Origin of the sequence: Vibrio sp. 10N.222.55.C6 (genome assembly GCF_041473395.1) — a bacterium.
In the GTDB taxonomy this organism is placed as follows: Bacteria; Pseudomonadota; Gammaproteobacteria; order Enterobacterales; family Vibrionaceae; genus Vibrio; species Vibrio crassostreae_C.
Genome location: NZ_JBFRSD010000012.1, coordinates 1 through 21337, shown reverse-complemented (window position 1 = coordinate 21337; position 21337 = coordinate 1). Strand labels below are relative to the sequence as shown.

General features: G+C 42.6%; 20 protein-coding genes. 16 read left to right on the top strand and 4 right to left on the bottom strand.

Annotated elements, in window-relative coordinates:
* Nucleotides 1-9: 9 nt before the first annotated feature.
* On the top strand, nucleotides 10-1215 hold the full coding sequence (locus AB4486_RS10510) for a BamA/TamA family outer membrane protein (protein ID WP_017059937.1): 1206 nt from the start codon (nucleotides 10-12) through the stop codon (nucleotides 1213-1215).
* Between the two features lie 117 nt (nucleotides 1216-1332).
* Here AB4486_RS10510 and AB4486_RS10505 read toward each other — a convergent pair whose 3' ends face one another.
* Nucleotides 1333-1752 carry a secondary thiamine-phosphate synthase enzyme YjbQ gene (locus AB4486_RS10505; protein WP_017059938.1) on the bottom strand — a complete coding sequence of 140 codons (420 nt, stop codon included), beginning with the start codon at nucleotides 1750-1752 and terminating at the stop codon, nucleotides 1333-1335.
* 326 nt (nucleotides 1753-2078) lie between these two features.
* Between AB4486_RS10505 and pgi the strand changes: the two genes are divergently transcribed.
* Nucleotides 2079-3731, top strand: a complete 1653-nt coding sequence (gene pgi / locus AB4486_RS10500) for a glucose-6-phosphate isomerase (protein ID WP_017071572.1) — start codon at nucleotides 2079-2081, stop codon at nucleotides 3729-3731.
* A 153-nt stretch (nucleotides 3732-3884) separates the two neighbouring features.
* On the opposite strand, the gene AB4486_RS10495 is transcribed toward pgi, so the two are convergent.
* Together AB4486_RS10495 and zur are read right to left on the bottom strand one after the other, a co-directional pair.
* On the bottom strand, nucleotides 3885-4346 hold the full coding sequence (locus AB4486_RS10495) for a chemotaxis protein CheX (RefSeq protein WP_017059940.1): 462 nt from the start codon (nucleotides 4344-4346) through the stop codon (nucleotides 3885-3887).
* 17 nt (nucleotides 4347-4363) lie between these two features.
* Nucleotides 4364-4822 (bottom strand): zinc uptake transcriptional repressor Zur, encoded by a 459-nt coding sequence (gene zur, locus AB4486_RS10490; protein ID WP_017078243.1) that lies wholly within the window; start codon nucleotides 4820-4822, stop codon nucleotides 4364-4366.
* 439 nt (nucleotides 4823-5261) lie between these two features.
* Here zur and AB4486_RS10485 point away from each other — a divergent pair, with 439 nt between their 5' ends.
* The 7 genes from AB4486_RS10485 (at nucleotide 5262) to AB4486_RS10455 (ending at nucleotide 12773) form a co-directional block, all read left to right on the top strand.
* Nucleotides 5262-5471, top strand: a complete 210-nt coding sequence (locus tag AB4486_RS10485) for a hypothetical protein (RefSeq protein WP_017059942.1) — start codon at nucleotides 5262-5264, stop codon at nucleotides 5469-5471.
* A 24-nt stretch (nucleotides 5472-5495) separates the two neighbouring features.
* Nucleotides 5496-6650: a hypothetical protein gene (locus AB4486_RS10480; protein WP_017059943.1), complete on the top strand. Its 1155-nt coding sequence runs from the start codon at nucleotides 5496-5498 to the stop codon at nucleotides 6648-6650.
* A 216-nt stretch (nucleotides 6651-6866) separates the two neighbouring features.
* Nucleotides 6867-8342, top strand: a complete 1476-nt coding sequence (locus AB4486_RS10475) for a glycerophosphodiester phosphodiesterase (protein WP_017059944.1) — start codon at nucleotides 6867-6869, stop codon at nucleotides 8340-8342.
* 43 nt (nucleotides 8343-8385) lie between these two features.
* Nucleotides 8386-10749, top strand: a complete 2364-nt coding sequence (locus tag AB4486_RS10470; protein ID WP_372117117.1) for a hypothetical protein — start codon at nucleotides 8386-8388, stop codon at nucleotides 10747-10749.
* Between the two features lie 85 nt (nucleotides 10750-10834).
* Entirely contained in the window at nucleotides 10835-10966 is a 132-nt protein-coding gene (locus AB4486_RS10465; protein ID WP_017059946.1) for a hypothetical protein, read from the top strand.
* Complete coding sequence (locus AB4486_RS10460) at nucleotides 10966-11127, top strand: hypothetical protein (protein WP_372117115.1); 162 nt, start codon at nucleotides 10966-10968, stop codon at nucleotides 11125-11127. Before AB4486_RS10465 ends, AB4486_RS10460 begins: the two co-directional genes overlap by 1 nt.
* Before the next feature lie 74 nt (nucleotides 11128-11201).
* Nucleotides 11202-12773, top strand: coding sequence for a hypothetical protein (locus tag AB4486_RS10455; protein WP_372117114.1), 1572 nt, complete (start codon nucleotides 11202-11204; stop codon nucleotides 12771-12773).
* Between the two features lie 21 nt (nucleotides 12774-12794).
* Here the strand turns inward: AB4486_RS10455 and AB4486_RS10450 are convergent, their stop codons facing one another.
* Nucleotides 12795-13865 carry a tyrosine-type recombinase/integrase gene (locus AB4486_RS10450; RefSeq protein WP_372117112.1) on the bottom strand — a complete coding sequence of 357 codons (1071 nt, stop codon included), beginning with the start codon at nucleotides 13863-13865 and terminating at the stop codon, nucleotides 12795-12797.
* Between the two features lie 104 nt (nucleotides 13866-13969).
* On the opposite strand from AB4486_RS10450, the gene dusA reads away from it, so the two are divergent.
* The 7 genes from dusA to AB4486_RS10415 all read left to right on the top strand — a co-directional run bounded on the left by dusA (nucleotide 13970) and on the right by AB4486_RS10415 (nucleotide 21117).
* Nucleotides 13970-14974, top strand: coding sequence for a tRNA dihydrouridine(20/20a) synthase DusA (gene dusA / locus AB4486_RS10445; protein ID WP_019822275.1), 1005 nt, complete (start codon nucleotides 13970-13972; stop codon nucleotides 14972-14974).
* 206 nt (nucleotides 14975-15180) lie between these two features.
* The gene (gene pspG, locus AB4486_RS10440) at nucleotides 15181-15402 is read left to right on the top strand and encodes an envelope stress response protein PspG (RefSeq protein WP_017059950.1); all 222 of its coding nucleotides are present in this window, start codon (nucleotides 15181-15183) and stop codon (nucleotides 15400-15402) included.
* A 135-nt stretch (nucleotides 15403-15537) separates the two neighbouring features.
* Nucleotides 15538-16209: a TIGR04219 family outer membrane beta-barrel protein gene (locus tag AB4486_RS10435; RefSeq protein ID WP_102333451.1), complete on the top strand. Its 672-nt coding sequence runs from the start codon at nucleotides 15538-15540 to the stop codon at nucleotides 16207-16209.
* Nucleotides 16210-16401: 192 nt separating this feature from the next.
* On the top strand, nucleotides 16402-16632 hold the full coding sequence (locus AB4486_RS10430) for a hypothetical protein (RefSeq protein WP_004735813.1): 231 nt from the start codon (nucleotides 16402-16404) through the stop codon (nucleotides 16630-16632).
* Between the two features lie 123 nt (nucleotides 16633-16755).
* Nucleotides 16756-18621 (top strand): assimilatory sulfite reductase (NADPH) flavoprotein subunit, encoded by a 1866-nt coding sequence (locus tag AB4486_RS10425; RefSeq protein WP_065584778.1) that lies wholly within the window; start codon nucleotides 16756-16758, stop codon nucleotides 18619-18621.
* Nucleotides 18621-20348 carry an assimilatory sulfite reductase (NADPH) hemoprotein subunit gene (gene cysI, locus AB4486_RS10420; protein ID WP_372117111.1) on the top strand — a complete coding sequence of 576 codons (1728 nt, stop codon included), beginning with the start codon at nucleotides 18621-18623 and terminating at the stop codon, nucleotides 20346-20348. The genes AB4486_RS10425 and cysI overlap by 1 nt, the downstream gene beginning before the upstream one ends.
* Nucleotides 20341-21117 (top strand): phosphoadenylyl-sulfate reductase, encoded by a 777-nt coding sequence (locus AB4486_RS10415; RefSeq protein ID WP_017059954.1) that lies wholly within the window; start codon nucleotides 20341-20343, stop codon nucleotides 21115-21117. Before cysI ends, AB4486_RS10415 begins: the two co-directional genes overlap by 8 nt.
* Nucleotides 21118-21337 lie beyond the last annotated feature (220 nt).

The following is a 21337-nucleotide window of genomic DNA, read 5'->3' as shown; positions in this document are numbered from 1 at the left end:
AAGTAAATTATGTTCAAGCGAACGACTCGAAGCTGGCTAATGTCTGCAATGACATTACTCGGTGTCAGCTTTTCTTCTTCCGCTGTGAGTGAAGAAAAAGATTCAGCCTTTGTTCCTTTCTACTTCAGCACCGAAACCATGGGTAACACCTTTGGGGTTGCGGGTGTCGCAAAGGGTGTTTGGCAACCTCAAGCCGCTCTGTTTGGTATGGCACTCTATTCAGACAAAGACAGTTACGTCGGTTTTCTATCGGCTTTTAACTATGCCTTGTCTGAGAACGTATTGTTTAGCACTCAGATGTATCAAGCGCGCTTCAACGACAACCCGTATTACATTGGTTCTCAAGGCGATAATGATTCATCTATCGATGACAAAACCATTGCTGATGGCTTAGAGCAAAACTATCAGTTTGAGTTTAAGTATTTGCTACCTTGGGGCAACGTTGCAGAACACGGTTTACTCGGTGCTTTTCAGCCAATCAAAGATGTGAGCTTTGCTTCGCCAATCGAATCGGGTGTCAGTTCGATTCTATTTACGCCTTTTTATACTGCTCGTGAGTTGGAAGGTTTAAATAATACCGAGGAGGCAACAGGCTTTAGTTTGGCGTTTGATTGGGATAACCGTGATAGCACACGCAACCCGACCAGAGGTTCTCACACTAACCTTGAGTTCACCACTGGCGCAGAGAGTTGGTCTAACGATGACTTGTGGCTTAAGTGGACCTTCCAAAATAGCCAGTACTTTGCTTTAGGTCCTTTAGGGGACTTATTCGATCAACAAGTTTTAGCATTTGATTTCTATACCGCTGACACGCCAACGTGGGATAACTGCTCTGGGCAAGATTGTGCTCGCCCACCAGAAACGGAGCAAGCTCGATTGGGTGGCTTGTATCGTTTACGAGGTTATACCGGAGGTCGTTATCACGGTCGCTCTGCAGTTCATTATTCTGCTGAGTACCGAGTACTTCCTGACTGGCAACCACTTGGCGATATCCCACTGATAAACTACTACGATTTGCCTTGGTGGCAATGGGTAGCGTTTGCTGAATTAGGGCGCGTTGCCGATGAGTACGACATCAAAACACTGCACTCGGACATGAAATGGAGCTTAGGTGGCGCGGTGCGTTTCCAAGTGGAAGGTATTGTTGTACGTGCTGAGTTGGCGCGAGGTGGTGACGAAGGGGCCTTTAGGGTTATGATAAACCAGCCCTTCTAAACCTTTCGGCCTACAGTAGGCCAAATACTATTTTTATAAGAGTGGTCGTGGAAACACACCACTCTTTTTTATTAACAAGATATTGTTTTTATTAAGGAGATCTTGTTTTCAAGCAGTCTACTCACCTTGCATCGTAGCAATCACAGTTCGGCTTCCACCACAATCTCGGTGCTCTCCTAAGTAAATACCCTGCCATGTTCCTAAAGCTAAACGACCATTGCTAATTGGTATTGTCACACTGGTGCCAAGTGTCGATGCTTTAATGTGGGCAGGCATGTCATCATCACCTTCATAGGTGTGTCTGTAGTAGGGCGCTCGCTCTGGGACAAACTTATTAAAGTGCGACTCCATATCGGTACGGACGGTAGGATCAGCGTTCTCGTTTAGCGTGAGGCTGGCAGAGGTATGTTGGATAAAAAGATGTAATAAACCAACAGATAGAGAATTGATATCGTGTATCTGTTGTTCAATTTCATCAGTAATGAGATGAAATCCACGCTTTCTTGCATTTAGGTGTATAGTCTTCTGAATCCACATACGCCATCCTTTATAATGTGTTTGGAAAAAAAGTGGTTTAACGCTATCTTTTGAACTTGAATTTATCAGCTATCGCTCACATTTAATTATGTTAGAGCCTGAGTCAGCATCGATCTCTCTATCAGGAAATCGAATCCTGATTTATCTCAAGGTGGCGCTCTTCATATACGGCATAATACGTCGTGAAAAAAAATTACAAAGAATCTTTCAGTGGTGACGCGGTTTGGTCATCACAGAAAAATATAAACTTTCGCCTAATCGGGGGTTCTATTCATCACCCAGGTGACGTTTAGAATAAAACCTACAGTAACATCGGGATAGATACCATGTTGAAAAATATCAACCCAACGCAAACACAAGCGTGGAAAGCTCTAACGGCACATTTTGAGTCTGCTCAAGATATGGATATGAAAGAGCTGTTTGCTCAAGATGCAAAGCGTTTCGAGAGCTTTTCTACTCGTTTCGGTTCTGACATCTTAGTGGATTACTCTAAGAACCTTATCGATGCTGAAACTATGCAGCACCTATTTGCTCTTGCGAACGAGACTGAAGTTAAGTCTGCAATCGAAGCAATGTTCGGTGGTGATGCAATCAACAAGACTGAAGGTCGTTCAGTACTTCACACTGCTCTACGTAACCGTAGCGACAAGCCAGTAATGGTTGACGGCAAAGACGTAATGCCAGCAGTTAACGCTGTACTAGCAAAAATGGAACTGTTCACACACCGCATCGTTTCTGGTGAGTGGAAAGGTTACACAGGTAAAGAGATCACTGATGTAGTTAACATCGGTATCGGCGGTTCGGATCTTGGTCCATACATGGTGACTGAAGCACTAACGCCATACAAAACTCGCCTAAACATGCACTTCGTTTCTAACGTAGATGGCACTCACATCGTTGAGACACTTAAGCCTCTTAACCCAGAAACAACGCTATTCTTAGTGGCATCTAAAACATTCACGACTCAAGAAACAATGACTAACGCGCACTCTGCACGTGATTGGTTCTTGGCTGAAGCGGGTGACAACGCACACGTAGCTAAACACTTCGCAGCACTATCAACTAACGCAACTGCGGTCGCTGAGTTTGGTATTGATACTGACAACATGTTCGAATTCTGGGACTGGGTTGGTGGTCGTTACTCACTATGGTCTGCAATCGGTCTTTCTATCTCACTATCTGTTGGCTTCGATAACTTCGTTGAGCTACTAGAAGGTGCTCACGAGATGGATAACCACTTTGCTTCAACTGAGTTTGAAAGCAACATTCCAGTAATCCTTGCGCTTATCGGTATTTGGTATAACAACTTCCACGGCGCTGAGTCAGAAGCAATTCTACCTTACGACCAGTACATGCACCGTTTTGCAGCTTACTTCCAGCAAGGCAACATGGAATCAAACGGTAAGTTTGTAGACCGTGACGGCAATCCAGTAGAATACCAAACTGGTCCTATCATCTGGGGTGAACCAGGTACAAACGGTCAGCACGCTTTCTACCAACTGATTCACCAAGGCACTAAGCTGATCCCATCAGACTTTATTGCTCCTGCTATCAGCCACAACCCAGCATCTGATCACCACCAGAAGCTAATGTCTAACTTCTTTGCTCAAACTGAAGCGCTTGCTTTCGGTAAGACAAAAGAGACAGTGGAAGCTGAATTCCTAGCGGCTGGCAAAACAGCTGAAGAAGTGGCTGAGCTTGTACCTTTCAAAGTATTTGAAGGTAACCGTCCAACGAACTCTATTCTTGTTAAGCAAATCAACCCTCGCTCTTTAGGTAACCTAATCGCGATGTACGAGCACAAGATCTTCGTTCAAGGCGTTATCTGGAACATCTTCAGCTTCGACCAATGGGGTGTAGAACTTGGTAAGCAACTAGCAAACCAAATTCTTCCAGAGCTTGCTGACGATGCTCAAGTAACGTCTCACGACAGCTCAACTAACGGTCTAATCAACGCATTTAAAGCGCTTAAAGCTTAATTGAGTTGATAGCACCAAAAAAACGCCAACCTTCGGGTTGGCGCTTTTGTATCTGTATAGCAAGCATTGGTTAAATCGCAGGTAATAAAAAAGGCTGGCATGATGCCAACCTTCTTTGAGTTGATACTCAGTACTGCTAGAAATAAACAGCTGTTATTCGAAACAGATCTCGATGAAAGCATTACCCCATTGAGATGAGAAAGGCATGATGATGATTGCCCCATCACACTTGTGACGAATCGTATGACCTTTACCGGAAACCACGATTGGTGTTGCCATATCGAAGTCAAAACCGCTTTCCGCAAGAATACGTTTCGCACCGCCAGTCACCATGTTAGTGATTTCACCCACCATATCGGTCACTTCTTCGTTGAGGCCGTTTGGTCGTTCACCAAGCATGTTTTCCATGATTTCGAGAGCGAGACCTTCATCAAAGGTGATCGACATAGAGCCACGAGATTGTGTACCCACCATACCAATTAGGCCGGATACATCACCACGAGCGATTTCATCTTTCTTAACTCTCGGTTTTTGTGGCTTCAATTCTAGAGAAGCCATCGTTTTTAATACGTTCATCAAAGAAGCTAAAAACGGGTTTACAAATTCAGCGCGCATAATGTTCTTCTATAATCTTATTCTTTCATCTCGGAGGAGCAAGATTGGCAAATGCCATGCGATTCAATGACATGATTCGTCAATTGAAAGCCATGCTTCTCAGCGTTACTGGCGAGTAGGGTGACAAGCGCATCGTCCTGCAGTTCTATCACAGTGCCACATTTATCGCAGATCAGTAGTTGGGAGAAATGTTTGTTGGCATTGCAAGAGCAGCAGCATATGAAGCTATTGGTTGACTCAACTCTGTGAATGAAACCTTGCTCCAACAAGAAATCCAAAGCACGATAAACTGTAGGAGGCTTGGCTTGCGGTTCACTGACTTTCAACTGCTCTAATAATTCATAAGCACTGGAGGCTTTTTTATTAGAGAAAATGAGCTCAAACACTCGCTTTCTCTGAGGTGTTAACCTAACGCCTCGAGATGCGCATATCCCTTCAACTTGCTCTATTAATGTGTGGTCCAAATTTTTCACCATTCAATCGGACATCCCTATTTAAACCCTATTTCTAGGTTACTACGTTTTGGGAGCCAATGATTTCTATTAAAGTCAGGTACAGAGCGTATTGTGACCCACGACTTTGAATAAGACAAGGTAACTCAAAATGACAGTGTGACTCAAGGCATAACTGATTAATGAGGCTGAATTAGAGAACTGGTGAATAGGTTGATAAAAAAGTATGAGGTAAAGTTGATATGACATCTTCATTTGAGTTCAATTTAGCTCAATTAATTTTTCTTACAATAATGTGCTGTTTTAAATCACATTTCTTATCGCATATTGTTCCTTATTCGCTAAAATCGATGCCTAATATAGACTAGAAGAAGACTATTGACCCCTCCTGTCAACATGAGCTTGTCATGGTGTATTGTAGTTTTAGTCTTAGTCTTTAATTTCAAATGCTTGGAGTTAAGCTGTGGAGCAAGTAAACAAAGAATCATTTCTGAAACTGTTGTCCATCTATAATCAAAGAGAAAAACGTTATCAACAACGTTTGGATGACTTTAAGGCCATGAGGGATAAGCTTGAAGAAGTGGAAGAACCAAGAGTTAAAAAAAATGAGCTATACATCAAACTGGCTATAGCCGCAGCTATTATTTTAGTCATCGCCTTTATCTTTATTTAAGTCGTCAAATTGGAAGGGAATAAAATGAAAAAGCATTTTGACGCTTTGGCTAAAGCTTCATTAGAAAGTAGTCATCTTAACCTTGGTGAATGGTATGAAAGCTATGGTTTAGCACTGCACTTATTCAAGTCTGATAGCAAAATTTACACAAAGGCGATGAAAAAGCGAGACGGTCATAAAAAGCACATTGCAAAATATATTGAACCTAAGTTACTCACCACGGAAGGAGTAACTGAGGAGTTTAAAAAAATAATGCGTTGGAAGACCTTTGTTGAACGATGGGACGCATATTACGAACCTATTGCAAAGCCTCAAGATCGCGTGCATCACTTGTCTGCAGTATTGGAGGCTTTGTCCGATGAAGATGTTCCACGAGCTTTAATCGAAATCGATAATTTGCCGGTTGACTACTTGATCAACGATACTTTTTGGGGCGAGGTCATTCTCTTTATCGTTGCCGCAAGATCAGGAGATCAAGAGCAGGCCCGATCAATAACGCAAGAACTGTACAACATGGCGCAGAGCGATCACAACACAGCGTTACTTAGCCATTTGTTACCAGCTTTATGTAAGAAATATTTAGATGAAGAGTATTATCCATGGCAAATGAAGGCTCGTGTAGTGAACTGGAATGGAGAAACTTATCATTGTGTTCCGGTATTAATACACAACTTTGATGCTTTTGGTGGTCAAGAGTACATAAACCATACTCCTGTCAGACAACGTGCTCGCGTTGAAAGAAAACATAGCGTGGATTACGTGTATTCTACAGACCGTTATGGAAACCGAGGTCAAAGCATCGCGAGTGCGACTGCTAATGTTGGAATCGCCGTAGCGAGTGCGACAGGTAAAGTTATCGGCCATACTTTGCTTTTGGGCGCCGCAGGGGCGATATATCTAGCGTTAGCCGGTAAGATTCGAGTAAATCACTACAATAATTCCAATCATAAGATAGTCTTAAATCGTAAGACCGAGATGCCTGTCAATTCGTGTGGTTATATCGTGACTAAACAGAACAGTACTATTGAACCATGGCAGGATGAAGAGGGGAGCGAAAGCATAGACAATAGCTTTTCGTTTTTGAACTTCACAGATGGTTTGGCTTATCCATGTCGAAAGGGGTATGACATCCCAGATGAACAAGGGCTTATTCAATTATTATTTGATGAAATAATGTAATCATGATTTGTATTTATGAGTTTTTGAGCCTTTGCTTTCAATCAAATTGAACCATTAAATACGTCCACTCCAACAACATATCAACAATCGAAATCAATGGTTGGAGTCATCATATATTAGCACTTTGCGGTCTCCGTGCTTGGAGGCCGACTTTGTCGTGCTCAGCGTGTGAAACCCAGTTATGTCACATATAAGCTACCAACGGATAAGGATCTCATGTTTTCACCACCTTCACGTGTAACCACGCTTTCAAGAGGGCTGCTTGTCACTACTATTGCTCTTATTCAGGGATGTTCATCTACAGATAAAGTAACACCACCACAACCAACCTTGGAGCGAGGGCTTGGATTACCTGCAGATGCAAAACTAATCTCGAATCATAACTCAGCAGAGGGGCGAGAAATGTTTCGTGATATGCAGTTGGCGTTAAAATCGCGCAATCTTTATCAAACCATGGGAGGGGATATCTCTTACATCAAAGGACAGTGCCCTATTGATGTTATCGCCCACCGTGGCAGCTCTAATTATGCTGAAAACTCTCGTAATGCGATTCAAATGGCGGCGGTAAGTGGTTTTGATGGAGCAGAAATTGATGTGATGCTGACGCGTGATAAAGATTGGGTTGTACATCACGACATAGAAACAGGAAGAGCAACCGCTCGTAGTGATGGTAAGCGATATCGCGTGAGTCGTATGAAGAGTAGTGAGTGGAACTCTCTGAGTGGAAGGAGCCCTGACGGAACATTAGATGGGTATCGTCCCGCTTATTTCAATGAAGCCGTGAATGATTGGTACCATTACGCAACGATTGAACAACCCCTTAATATTGAAATAAAAACATCAGATGGCTCCATGGAAGATTTGTTTAAACTCGACGAAATGGCCAGACAAAGTCTCCCCTATAGAAACTATTTTTATTCATCAATGGATATGGACGTTCTGAAAAAAATGCGGGAAATCAATCCAAGTGTTTATCTTGGGTATGTATGGGAGCCTCATTCAACGTCGGTTGCTAAATTTAAAAAAGATGCAAAGCGAGGGATGAGATCTGATGATTATTATCAGAAAAATAAAAAGAATATCGATCGCGCCTTTGCTATGGAGGGGCGTTATCGTAAGCATAAGCCCAAACATTCCGCTAAAACGGTAAAACGAATACTTGGCCCCAATAGTGGATTACATGTTGATATAAGAAGTTACCGACAATATGCGACAATTTACAGCCGTGCGAAAGCGCAAGGCATGAAGGTGGTGACTTATACGATTAACGGAACGGATTACCACCAAGATCAATTGGTCTCGTTAGCTAAGGCAGGTCGACCTCTGCCAGATGAGGCGATCATGGATACCAGTAAGTTCTCTATTTGTCAGCAGCTTGCTCCACAGCTTGTCGTTCAATCAAATGGCTACCAACCCACAACGTTAGCAGGCGAAACCGTTGCTGGCCTACCCAATGACGCTGATTTTCACCGACTCTATGAACAAATAGATTATCTCAAAGATGGCCATTACATCACTAACCGAGGTCTCATTAGGAGTGTGTCATATTCCAAGCCTGCTAGCGTGAAAGGTGTGAAAAAAAGAACGCAAACAACGCAGAGCGCGAAGCCAGCAGTGCTGTTTGATATTCAAGATGAAGATTTAAATTTAAGTAACGATGCGATCAGCATTTCGATGCCGACAGAAAAATGATGTTTGATGAGAACAGGGATAGACAAATTATGGAAGCGTTAAGATGAAACCAGTTCCTAGCCAGGACGTAATAACCACAAATAATAAGAAGCCGAAATGGTTGGCTGTTTTGTTGTTTTTTTGTTCACTTCTTTATCTTTTTCCTGAAGTCGCTTTCAACGCCAAGTTGGTTGAAATTGCGGGTGGAATCGATGTTAGTGATGCTCAATTACATAAAACGGAGCTATTTGGCCGAACCATCTCAGGGATCGGGGTGACTTTAATTGTTGCGGATTTTCTACTTAAAGGATGGCTGACCACGACGAAGTTTCGCGCTATTTCATCGTTGGTCGTGATTACAGCTTTGGTTTGGCCAACGGTTTTTTTTGGTCAAAAGGCGGTAATAGATAAATGGTTGATTGAACCGAGTAGTGCAAAGCAGAGACAGGAGGCTTTCTTTTCCTCTGTACTGCGATCTAGTTTAGCGATGAATGCGATTAATATCGAAGGGATCCCTTATAACTCAGAGGCGAGTACCGAGTCGTCAGAAATGACTTTTCTCGCTTTGATCGGTGGGTTGGTTTACAGCAATGATGCATTCTTAAGTCATATTGATGATAAGAAAGTTCAAATTTTGGATCGTTATATTCAAAATCGAGCAAACGCCAATTTCGATGAGCACTATGCGAACTATAAAGTATTACGGAATGAAGTTCAGCAATCGTGGCATCAATATCAAAAACATGTTGGGGCGTATAATCAGACGGTAGAGTCTCGCCATCAAAAGGCCAATCAAGCGTGGGAAGAGGTCGAGTCGACCGTCGCGACGGGGTATCGTGATTATCAACAGGCGAGTAAGGCCTATTTAACGAGAGCAGAGGCGAGAGCACAAAGAGTTGCACAACCTATTTTTGACCTATTTGATGATAAAGAACGCTGTTATAAACGCAAAGGAAGCTCAAGAGCCAATTGTATCAGCCGCATTGAAGATCGCTATGAACGCTTATTAAAAGATAACTCGATTCCCCACCAACCGATGGATTATTGGTTAGAGAAAACCTTTCGACGAACGAAAGGTGAAACATCTTGGGGGGAAGCATTCGGTTCTCTAGGCTTATCAGTTATCCAAGCCGGTATTGAGCAGGCGACAGGGCAAGCTGGAGAAGCCATTCAAGATAAAACGTATACCAATAGTGTCGCTCATTACACACCACGAATACTGGCAGTGTGGCAAAAACAGTTCTTAAAAGAGACCGGTTATCCTATGGGAATCGACTCTATGTCGGAGTTTCGCTCCCACTCTACAACAGCAAGTAAGGTTCGTACTCAAGTTCATCGAAAGGGGATCCATTTAGACTCCAATTGGCAAATAAACCAAATTAGCGTGTTTAAAAATGCAGTCAGAAACAAAGTTATGAAGGACACCAAAGCTCGTTGGCATGCCGAGGCAAAGCAGCGGGGTTACGACATTGAACCGAACTTATCTTGGAATGATTTTCAAAAAGTAGCCGAAGTTCAGCAACAAATAAAGAATCGTATGGGCGAACGTTATTACGTCGAGCCCATGATGGCGACGTGGACTAATAAGCAATTTTACCAACAGGTTATTGTTCCAAATGTGAGGCGTGAGAGAGATTATTGGCTAGGTTATATTGAGGCGTCACGCGCTCAGTTTGCTGATGATGGCCCTTATGCTGAACAAGGCAAAGCGGCATTGCGTTCTATCATTGTGCCGCCAATATCAATGGGACTATCGCTATTTCTCGTTGTCCTAACGGTGTTTAAGCTGCCAGGAAAATTTATCGTGTTGATGAATTACCATAAACCACGGCCTGCACCGAACTTGAAGAGCAAGGCTCTGAATATAGGCAGCTCGTTTATCGTCATATTCGTTATTCTTGTTGTGCCTGTGAATGTATTTTCATCCAAGTACACTCAAACGGACTCAACGATTGGCTTTTTCTTAGAGCAAGTCAGTGACACACTATCTCCGTCGGCTTCTTATGCCGTTCGTTGGGTGATACATACTCAACCGTTGATTCATCCACTTGGCGCTCAAATAGACAAAAGTATGCGTATTACTGATGGGTTTTCTACCTCTTTGGAGCATTCGGTAGCGGAGTTGGATGGTGTTTTTGCTCGTTATTTAACTCAGCGTGCTGAGAGCGAACCGGTGAGTTCAGCTAAAAACAATAATGAAGCCCAAACGGAGTTTCCTATGTACATCAATTCAAATGCACAGAACCAACCGGGTTTTAAGGTTCGAATAATGAATATTAAGCCTAGGTACCAAGCCGGTATGCGATTGCCAGAGGGTAATTATGATGTTGAGGTCCGTGCCAATGGATACCAACCAAAGCGTTTATGGGTAAAGCACAGTAAAGGAAAAGCCTCTCACCGAATCGAACTTGAAAAGTTGGTTATTTAAGTCCGCGTCATAGAAAGTGAACAGAAGAAAATGATCTGCTCCTTCCACTAAAAAGGGTTTAGCGTTACTTGGCGCGGGAGCTGCTTTGGTAGCTGGTCACCCTGAACTTATCACCGCGAGCGTATCGGCAGACGGTGTTCAATTCGGTGGCATTATTGGCGCAAGTGCTCCAATAGTATTTGGCCTATGGGAAACCCTACGCAATGAGTTCAAGTAATGGCAGAGTATCAAACAATAATTGTTGCCGTTGCCACTGGGTGTGTCTCCAGTATAGCTACTGTTGCAGCTATTCGAGTTGATATTGACTGGCTCAAAATTGGATTAGGGGAACTTAAAGTAAGAGTGGTAGAGCTAGAGAAACATAAGGGTTCTCAATAATGTCTTGTTATTTTATATACTTAGGCGATAGAGTGTTGCTGTTTCTTCAATTTTAATTTCATAGGTTGTAGTGAATGGCCCCAATTCATAAAAGGCATGAGTTTCTTGAGTCGACTAAACGCTTGTTAAGAGAGAGTGTTGCGAACTTCTGTTCCAAACCCGGCTGCGGAGTTCTTACGGTTGCATCCCAAATTGATGAGTGTTCGTTATCGAATGTGGGCGTCGCTGCTCATATTTGTGCAGCTGCACCTGGAGGCCCACGCTACAAACCAGAACAAACTAAAGCTGAAAGGAGAGATTTTGATAATGGTATTTGGCTTTGCACTACATGCTCTACACTAATTGATGTAGATGATGGGTCTTATTCTGAAGAGCTTTTACGTGATTGGAAGAGCCAAGCTTTAACTTATGCTAGAGATAATGTGGGTAAACAACTTCTCCCTAAAGAAGAAATTGAATCAAAAGCACTAAAGAATACATTGGATTATGTCTCTGGTAAGGACACCATTTTTTCTACGGATGTACCATCAAAGATGGTTGGTTTTATTGATGACCACCTTAACCAGTTAGATAGTCGATTTTCAGTTCAAACTAATATTATTAATGGCGCAACGCTAAGACATATCACCCCTCTAACTAATGATGCATGTTTTTCTTTGTCCATGAATAAATCTGATGGCGAAGAGTTTGAAGCTAACATGGAGGTGATGATAGAGACTGGTAAACCAGTTAAGTTATCTAGTGATCGTTTTAAATTTAAAGGCTCAAAATTATTTGAGACAATAGGTAATGACGTAACTGGGCCTAAAGAGTTAGTTATCATGCCAGCCTCAACAAAGGTTACTGTTGATCTTTATGCGATATCTGAATCACAGCAAGCTTTCCTTGGAGGATTTAAAGGTAAGCAGTTTAAATTGAAACACGGATTAAAATTTGAAGCTTTAGCGTTTAACAAGCTGATTAAAGTATCGTGTTTTTGTGACTTTTCAGATGTTCAAGCCTCTAAAATTACATGTAATTACGTTGTAAGCACCTCGTTGTGGAATGGAAAAAGTATTAATCGAATTCCTTTTTTCAATAAACTCCTAAAAGCGAAAGAAATCTTACAAGCAGGGGGTGGTTTAAGTATCGGATTAGAGCTTGAAGATGGCCAATCTATAGACCCGATGCCTATTGGAGAAGATAATCAAGAGCGGCTAAAGTTTTTTAAAGATTTTGGTGATGTTATTCATATTATCGACTGCTACAGAAGAATATTAGATAAATTTGACTTGCCAGCACCAGTATACGGCGACTTTGAATTATCAGCTGACGAGTATGATACGTTGACTTACGTTGCTGACTTACTTGATGGAGAAGAAATCGTATTAGGTAATGATGTTACTCCTTTTCAAGTCGATGTTAGTTTGGAAGAGTACGAAAAATTCTTAGAAAAAAGAAAAGCGGACAGCCTCAATGAACTGAATCTCAGTAAGAAAAATTTCGTACCTGAAAGCTTTGGGCTTGACTTAAAATCATTAGAGTTTGAACGCACCTACTTTTGCATGGATTTAGATGCGTCAGTTGAGGGGGAGAAAGTTAAGTTAAGCTTTATACCAAATGAAAATTCTAAATCAGTTTCACGTTTATCACTTTCAGGTGATTGATTTTAATGGCTGTACGTCAAGTTAATCGTGTTTTTTGTGTAATTTATGCGGGAATAACTGAGTATAAACCTGCCACAAAATGTTCAAATTCCGATGACCTGTAACTTGGGCTACTTCTTCAATTGTGTAGCCCTTTTCAAACAGTCGACTTGCTCCCTCTCTCCGTAAATCGTGATACCTCAAATCTTTAATACCTAACTCGTTTCTCACTCTTTGAAAGCCTGCGCTAACACTTCGTGAGTTATATGGGAAAATTAGCTCACTTTTATTTGGTTGCTTTAGTGCGATTTCAAATGACTCGCCAAGCAGTGGCACAATCATGTGATTGCCTTCTTTCTTCCTTGGGTCTTTTCTGTCTCTGACGAGTATCGTTTTATGTTCTTGGTTGAGGTCTTCCCAACGCAGCTTGCAGACTTCACCAATTCGCATACAAGTAAGAATGCTGAACTCAAGAATGTCAGTGAATGGGATTCGAGTTGTACCGTTTGGCCGGAAAGACTCACGTTGCTCTAACCCAAGCTTTAAGAGTTTCAGTTCTTCAGAGGTAGGGCGGCGTGTTCGTTTCTGACTTTTACCGACTAACCCCATATCAATCAGAACAGGGACGGCTTCATCAAAAATCTGGTGATTGGTGTCGATGTTGAAGACAGGCTTAGACTTTTTCATTACAGAACGTAGGTAAGCAATATCATGATAAATCGTTGCGGGTTTGGCTCCTGCGCCTCTTCTGTTTTTACAGTGCTCGATTAAGTCGCTAGTTCGTAGCTGATTACTCTCAACTTGGGCGATGTCGCAATCCCTAAGCATCTTAATCACATAGCGTTTGGTGCGGCCTGTATTGTCCCAAAGATCTCTTTCGGTCATGAATAAATCGAGGAGTACCGAAAGGGGGACTGTTTTTGGCTGATTGAGTACCCCTTGAGCTTCTAGTTCAGCTACCCTTTTTTTACCGAAAGCTTTAGCGAGTGCTTTCTTTTTTAGAGTTTTGCTTTCCCTGTGTATAATGCGCGAATTCTTTTTAACGATGATTGTTACCTTGAACCTTGGTTCACCGCTTTTTAGCTTTCTGGTCTCGATGGTATAACTTGCCATTGTCCAACTCCTAAAGGGGTACTTGAGGGGTACTACAGGAAGTAATTCCGTTTAATTCTAGGTAATTCACTGTATGTTTGTACAGTATTAATTGAGACTGAATCATGACAAACACTAATAAAACCAGTAAATACGCTAGTAACCGACTTTCTGTTGCACCCATGCTCGATTGGACTGACCGCCACTGTCGTTACTTTCACCGTTTGCTTTCTCAGCAGACTCTTCTGTACACGGAAATGGTAACAACGGGCGCGATCTTACATGGTAAGGGCGACTTCCTAGAATATAACGAGCAAGAACATCCTCTTGCACTTCAACTCGGTGGTTCAAACCCGGTTGATCTTGCTGCTTGTGCCAAGCTTGCTGGTGAACGCGGTTATGATGAAGTGAATCTTAACGTAGGTTGCCCTTCAGACCGAGTTCAGAATGGTCGATTTGGTGCATGCTTGATGGCTGAGCCCGAGTTGGTGGCAGATTGTGTTTCAGCGATGAAAGAAGTCACTGATATTCCAATTACCGTGAAAACGCGTATCGGTATCGATGACCAAGACTCTTATGAGTTTCTAACTAAGTTTGTTTCGACGGTTTCTGAAAAAGGTGGCTGTGAGCAATTTACTATTCACGCGCGTAAAGCGTGGTTGAGTGGCCTTAGCCCGAAAGAGAACCGTGAGATCCCACCGCTAGATTACGATCGTGCATACCAAATCAAGAAAGATTTCTCTGATCTGGTGATTGCCGTGAATGGTGGCATTACGACTCTTGAGCAAACTAAGGAGCACTTGCAACACCTTGATGGTGTGATGATTGGTCGTGAGGCTTACCATAGCCCATTTATTTTGGCTGAAGTTGATCAACAGATCTTTGGTTTAGACACACCAATTAAGAAGCGCTCACAGGTTGTCGAAGAGATGTACCCGTACATCGAGCGTGAACTTTCAAATGGCGCAAGTTTAGGTCACATCTCTCGTCACATGCTTGGTTTGTTTCAAAGCATGCCTGGTGCAAGACAATGGCGTCGCTACATCAGTGAAAACGCACATAAGAAAGGTGCAGGTATTGAAGTGATGCAAACAGCATTGGCTAAGATCCCTAAAGAGCTAAATGTTTAAGCTCCCTCTAAGTTAAAAACTTAAGGTTAAATTCGCCACTAGAGGTTAAATTTACCACTATAAGTTTCCGAAAAGCCACGCATGAAGATGTGTGGCTTTTTATTTATCTGATAAATAAGGATTTTATAGGGTTGGCATACTTGGTATGGAAGCTGCAATGTTAGAAAGTAGGAAAGATAGGTCATTAACTCATTAGGGAGACCATTATGTTTGAATTAATATTTGTTCTTATTTTCGTTGCGACTCTACTTGTCACTGGTATTACGTTTATGACGGTATTGGCTGCAACCGGAGTGGCGTTATTAGTCATGTTGGTCTTAGGTATGATGGGCGTCGTGTTTAAGTTACTGCCTTGGTTGATCGTGATTGCAATCGGTGTGTGGTTTTTCAAAAATTTTGTACACAGTTCTAACCAGAGACGTTACTAAGGTCATCGTGCCGTCAAATCTTTACTCGTCAGCGGTTTATCGTTTTAGAATTTAAGATGTGTGGTAGAATTTTCCCCAATAATCTATGAATGTGCATACAATTAGCACTACGATATGGAATTGGAGCTATCTCAAATGAATAAAATGCCATTAATTGCTTTAGTGGGAATGCTATCTTTAAGTTCAGCAGTGTCTGCTGAAGAAGAGTTTTCTTACACGGCTAAAGTCGGTGCCGATATGTGGTGGGGAAGTACAAAGCTAAACGAAGTTAGACAAGATGACGATTCTAACTCACCTTCGTTGTATTTCGCATTTGAGCATAATGCCCCGATGCTACCAAACGCTAGCTTTCGCTATACTTCTGTTGATGCAGATTCATTGGCTTTCGATAAGTACGACTACACCTTCTATTACACGTTGTTAGATCACAAGCAGATGAACTTCGATGCGGGTGTGACGTTTACTCAATACTCAAACTCGAATTACATTGAACCAAAAGCAACAGGTGCGAAAACATCGACGTTTGATGAGTTCACGTGGAGCTTCTACGGTAACGCAGAGATCAATGTGCCGGACACTAACTTCGATATCATTGGTACGATGGAGTTCGGTGATAGCAGTGGTATTAAGAGCACTGACTTGATGGCGGGTGTTCAGTACCGAATTCCAGTATCAGAATCTGAAATTGCCCTGCGTGGTGGTTACCGTGTTATCGATTTAGATTCGGATGAGTTCTTTAGCTCAGAACTAGGCAAGAGCTTTGTCATGGTCGATGGTTGGTTTGCTGGTGCTGAAGTGCGCTTCTAGGCCATATAAAGCAAATTTAGAACGAATTTTAAGAACGCCACTTTATTAAGTGGCGTTTTTTTATATCTATTGATTATATCTTTCTGGAATTAGTTAGCACATTCATCACTTTCGACCATCCTTAATACAGAGAGCCAATTTGCGTCTATTCTTATAAGGTCTATGTAGTGAGGTCAAAGCAAGGGATGGAATATGACACTCAATGAATTACGAAATTTATATAGAGAAAACCTGTTAGTTGAAGCTATCATAGAGCCCTCAATTCAAGAAGGGTCTTGGGTTGTGGAGTTTCGCCATATGGGAGGTGGCTTTGTTCTGCTTACTGATGTTCATGGTGAAGAGTGCCATTACGCGGATTTAGACTTGGCATCTAAATCGGCAATGGCGGTTGGCTTTCAGCAAGTACGCATTGAAAACCAGTAAGACAATTTACGTTTCAATCGGTTTTTACTTCCAAAAAGTTATAAAACATACTTTTCTATTCTTTCTTGTTATTAAAAGGAGTGGTTAATCTATCGTCACGCAATGATTAGGGATGTCGTGACCATGTCTTTAAATAAGAAAGAGTCTTCACAAAATAATAATGCACAGTCTGGGGCTAATGAGTTACCTGGGCTAGCAGCACCACTTAATGACCAACAATTGGGTCATCTTCAGCAAACTGTTTCTGAACTGTCTTCACAGCAACTGGCATGGGTCAGTGGTTACCTTTGGGGAGTGAGCCAAGCTCAGCCTGTCGGTGCTGCTGCGCCAATCGCTCAAGCGGCCGCTGCAGTAGCGGCTAAGCCAGCGGGTAAGCTCAGCATTATCTTCGCTTCTCAAACCGGTAATGCTAAAGGCGTCGCTGAATCGCTAGAGGCAGAAGCAAAAGCCTTAGGTATCGCCGTCGAGCTTTTCGATGCGAGTGATTATAAAGGTAAGAACCTAGCCAAAGAGACACACGTCATTTTCGTCGCTTCAACCAATGGTGAGGGCGAAGCCCCTGATAACGCGATTGAGTTGCATGAATTCCTTCAATCGAAGAAAGCGCCAAAATTATCAAACCTACAATACGGTGTGATTGGTTTAGGTGACTCAAGCTATGAGTTCTTCTGCCAAACGGCTAAAGACTTCGATAACTTCCTCGCTAAGCTTGGTGCTAAATCGTTTGTCGACCGTCTTGATTGTGATGTTGATTACGAAGAATCAGCAACGGAATGGCGCGCTAAAGCATTAGAGCAAGTAAAAGAGACGCTATCGACAGGTGCCGAGGCTGATATCGTTCAGTTACCAGTAGGCCAAGCAGCTGCCGGTCATTCGCAATACACCAAACAAAATCCATATACAGCGACACTATTAACCAGTCAAAAGATCACGGGTCGTGACTCGGGTAAAGATGTTCGTCATATCGAGATTGATCTTGATGAGTCGGGCATTACCTACCAACCCGGCGATGCGCTAGGCGTATGGTATGAAAACAGTTCAGAACTCGCAAATCAGATTCTTTCTAAGGTTGGGTTATCGGGTATCGAAAGTGTCGATGTCGATGGTGAGAATCTATCTATCCATAGTGCGCTAGTGAGTAAATTTGAGATTACCACTTCAAACCCTCAACTTGTGACTAAGTTTGCTGAGTTATCGGGCAGCAAGAAGTTAATCAAGCTGGTGGAAGATAAAGACAAGCTTCGTGAATACGCGGGTAATACTCAAGTTGTCGATGTTTTAGCTGAGAAGAAAACTAAGCTATCGGCTGATGAGTTAATTGGCCTGTTACGTAAGCTGACACCGCGTCTCTATTCTATTGCATCAAGCCAAGCAGAAGTAGATGAAGAAGTTCACTTGACGGTTGGTTTGGTTGAATACCAAAAAGGCGAAGAGTCTCGTTTAGGCGGAGCTTCTAGCTTCTTAGCTCAACGTCTTGAAGAGGGTGGTGAAGTGAAGGTGTTTGTTGAGAACAACAATAACTTCAAATTACCACAAGACGACAATACACCAATCATCATGGTCGGCCCGGGTACCGGTATCGCACCGTTCCGCAGTTTTGTTCAAGAGCGTGAAAACAATGATGCTGAAGGAAAAAGCTGGTTGTTCTTTGGTGACCGTACCTTTACTCAAGATTTCTTATACCAAGTTGAATGGCAAAAGTACCTCAAGTCTGGCGCGCTAACTAAGCTCGATGTTGCCTTTAGCCGTGACCAAAAAGAAAAGGTTTATGTTCAGGACCGTTTAATCGAACAAGCAGAGCAGGTGTGGCAATGGCTGCAAGAGGGCGCGTACCTCTATGTCTGTGGCGATGCGACTCGAATGGCTAAAGATGTTCATGAAGCGTTAGTTTCGATAGCGGAAAAGCATGGCAACCAGAGCCGCGAGCAAGCTGAACAATATATTAATGATTTACGTAAAGCGAAACGTTACCAAAGGGATGTGTACTAATGAGCAAGCAAGTAATAGAGCAAGAAGTGCTAGGTCAAGTACTTGGACCTTTGGCTGACAATGAGCGTCTTAAGCGTGAAAGTAATAACCTACGCGGTACGATTGAACAAGATCTCCAAGACCGCATAACAGGTGGCTTTACTGCTGATAACTTTCAGTTGATTCGTTTCCACGGTATGTATCAACAAGACGACCGTGATATTCGTAACGAACGTACCAAACAAAAGCTCGAACCGTTACATAACGTCATGCTTCGTGCTCGTATGCCTGGTGGCATCATTACCCCTAAGCAGTGGTTGGCGATTGATAAGTTCGCAGACGAAAGTACCTCTTACGGTTCAATTCGTCTAACAACTCGTCAAACGTTTCAGTTCCACGGTGTCTTGAAGCCGAACATTAAGTTGATGCACCAAACGCTAAATAGCATTGGCATTGATTCAATTGCGACAGCGGGTGATGTAAACCGAAATGTTCTATGTACGACAAACCCGGTTGAATCTGAACTTCATCAAGAAGCTTACGAGTGGGCGAAAAAGATCAGTGAACATCTATTACCGAAGACTCGTGCTTATGCAGAAATCTGGTTAGATGGTGAAAAACTAGAAACAACGGATGAAGAACCTATCCTTGGTAGCAACTACCTACCGCGTAAGTTCAAGACGACGGTTGTCATTCCTCCGCAAAATGATGTGGACGTCCATGCTAACGATCTTAACTTTGTTGCTATTGCTGAAGACGGAAAGCTGGTGGGCTTTAATGTGTTAGTCGGTGGCGGTCTTGCTATGACACATGGTGATACCTCTACTTATGCACGTAAAGCTGACGACTTTGGTTTTGTGCCATTAGATAAAACGTTAGATGTAGCAGCGGCGGCGGTAACGACTCAGCGTGACTGGGGTAACCGTTCAAACCGTAAGAATGCAAAAACCAAATACACACTAGACCGTGTTGGTATTGATGTATTCAAAGCAGAAGTAGAAAAGCGTGCAGGCGTAGAATTTTCTGAAAGCCGTCCTTATGAGTTTACTGGCCGTGGTGATCGCATTGGTTGGGCGGAAGGCATTGATGGTAAGCACCACTTGGCGTTATTCATCGAGAATGGTCGTTTACTTGATTTTCCGGGTAAAGCTCTGAAAACAGGTGTTGCTGAAATAGCGAAGATCCACAAAGGTGACTTCCGCATGACTGCAAACCAAAACCTAATTGTTGCGGGTGTGTCGACGAGTCAAAAGGCCAAGATTGAAAAACTGGCGCGTCAATATGGCTTGATGGATGATGCTGTTTCAGAGCAACGTAAAAACTCAATGGCGTGTGTGGCTTTCCCAACATGTCCTTTAGCAATGGCAGAAGCTGAGCGCTTTCTTCCTGAGTTTGTAACGGATGTTGAAGACATTCTGAAAAAACATGGATTACCAGAAGAAGATAACATCATCCTTCGAATCACAGGTTGTCCAAACGGTTGTGGTCGTGCAATGTTGGCTGAACTTGGTTTAGTGGGTAAGGCGCCGGGGCGTTACAACATGCACCTAGGTGGCAACAAGGCCGGAACTCGTATCCCTAAGATGTATAAAGAGAACATCACATCAGCTCAGATCTTAGAAGAGATTGATGCGCTGGTGGGACGTTGGGCTACAGAACGCAACGACAAAGAAGGGTTCGGTGATTTTACAATCCGAGCTGGCATCATCGAAGAGGTGATCATTTCCAAGAGGGATCTGCATGCATAATTCTGTCGCTTCAAAATTGAAGTTAGCAGAGCTACTCGCATTGACTAAGACGGAGCAAATACTTCGTCTTGGACAAATCAACGCAGAGTTAGAGCAGCTAACCGCATTAGAAAGAGTTAAGTGGGCTTTAGATAATTTAGAAGGGACACATGTTGTGTCTTCTAGTTTCGGAATCCAAGCAGCATTGATGTTGCACCTAGTGACCCAAGCAAAACCAGATATTCCGGTTATTTTGACTGACACAGGGTATCTATTTCCGGAGACCTATCGCTTTATTGATGAGTTAAGTCAGAAGTTGACTCTAAACCTTCAAGTCTTTCGCGCCCAACAGAGCCCTAATTGGCAAGAAGCGCAATATGGAAAACTTTGGGATCAAGGTATAGAAGGGATAGAGAAGTACAACAAGCTTAATAAAGTTGAACCGATGAGAAGAGCGTTGGATGAGCTCGAGGCTGGGACATGGTTTTCCGGTTTAAGAAGAGAGCAATCTCAATCGCGTGCAAATTTGCCAATCTTATCTATCCAAAATGGTGTGTTTAAATTTTTGCCGGTAATCGATTGGACGAATAAAGATGTTCACTATTACCTAGAAGAGCATGGTCTCGGTTATCACCCGCTTCGAGAGCAGGGTTACCTTTCTGTTGGAGATACACATACAACTAAGAAGTGGGAACCGGGTATGACTGAAGAGGAAACTCGTTTTAATGGGTTGAAACGCGAATGTGGTCTCCATGAAGATGATGGAGAGCAATATGGTTCTGGGATTTAGACTCGTTGCCATTTAAAAAGCTGCCATGAGGCAGCTTTTTTGTTTTCTAGGATGAAAATTAGATCAATTGTGGATAAGTCTGTGGTTATTTTGTAAGTACTCTGTAGTTAAACTTGCACAAATAAGGCTTTGAGTGTTTATTCGCCATGTAATCGTTATTTTTGCATCTTTCTTTAATAAACACTTGCCAATGTGATGAACATCTCTATAATGCCGCCTC